The sequence below is a fragment of the Oleiphilus sp. HI0043 genome, assembly GCF_001634935.1.
In genome coordinates this window covers 1-967 of record NZ_LWEY01000207.1, presented here as the reverse complement: position 1 = coordinate 967, position 967 = coordinate 1, and the positions used below count along the sequence as shown (strand labels likewise).

The following is a 967-nucleotide window of genomic DNA, read 5'->3' as shown; positions in this document are numbered from 1 at the left end:
ACCTGCCTCTTCATCTCGCAAGCTGCTCAATTCTTCACGCACACTCGCCGCTAAGCCATTCATTCGACTATCCAGTTCGTGCAACCAACGTGACTCATCTTCACGACGTGCGATCAGTAAGTTATTGGATTCAGCGAAAAGACCCGCTAGTTCAGCCAATAGCTTCTCTGACTTCTGCTTGGTTTGCTCATCCATTAGCTGCTGGCTGTCACTTAGCTTCTCAACCAGCTCAGCTTGCTGAGCCAACATTTTGTCAGCACGGTTCTGCCAATCAAGACTGATCCCCTCAGACATAGCCCCCAAACGATCTGTCATTTCCGTAAATTTATCAGCAACCTGACAACTTGTTTCAAGCTGAGCTTGTGTAAGCTGATTTAGCTTGTCAGCAACGTCTTGAGAGGCGCTGTGTAAAGAAGCAGAACTCTGCGTCTGCGTATCAATCATCGCCTGTTGCCAAACTGTCTGTCGAGCTTTTTCACTTTCGAGATTTTGGCTATCTCGCTGCGCCAAATTCTGGTTCAAGCTTTCTAACATTGTCTGCGTTTTAGCGTCAAAGAGCTCACTGTATTCACTCAAGGTTTGCTTAATCTGCTCGGCACTTTGTTGGTTTCTCAGCGCTTGCTCTTCTAGCGCTTTACGCCAGACACTTCCCACCTCGTCTGCCGTTTTCGAGAAGCGGCCATTCAGAAAATCCAAGTGTTCAGTAGCTTTCGTAGAAAACTGCTGATGACTTTTCGAAGTCTGATCACTGACCTTCTCCACCAACCGACTCATACTTTTTTCAAACACAGGGCGCATACTTTCACCTGCCAAACGACCACTATCGGCAAGCCCTGCCTGAACGGTACTGACTGCTGGAAATGGCTTCTGATACCGTCTCGGCCAAGTGTTGGTAACTCTGTTTCACCTCAGTATGAAAGCTATCTTGCTTCTGGTTTAGCTGCTCACCCAGGTTTGAGCCCATTTT

The 967-nt window shown here is 47.7% G+C and carries 1 protein-coding gene; it reads right to left on the bottom strand.

What is annotated here, in order from left to right; translation table 11 throughout:
• Positions 1-798, bottom strand: a 798-nt coding sequence (locus A3729_RS03445; RefSeq protein WP_156497618.1) for a DUF802 domain-containing protein, incomplete at its 3' end; no start/stop codon positions are given.
• Positions 799-967: the final 169 nt, after the last annotated feature.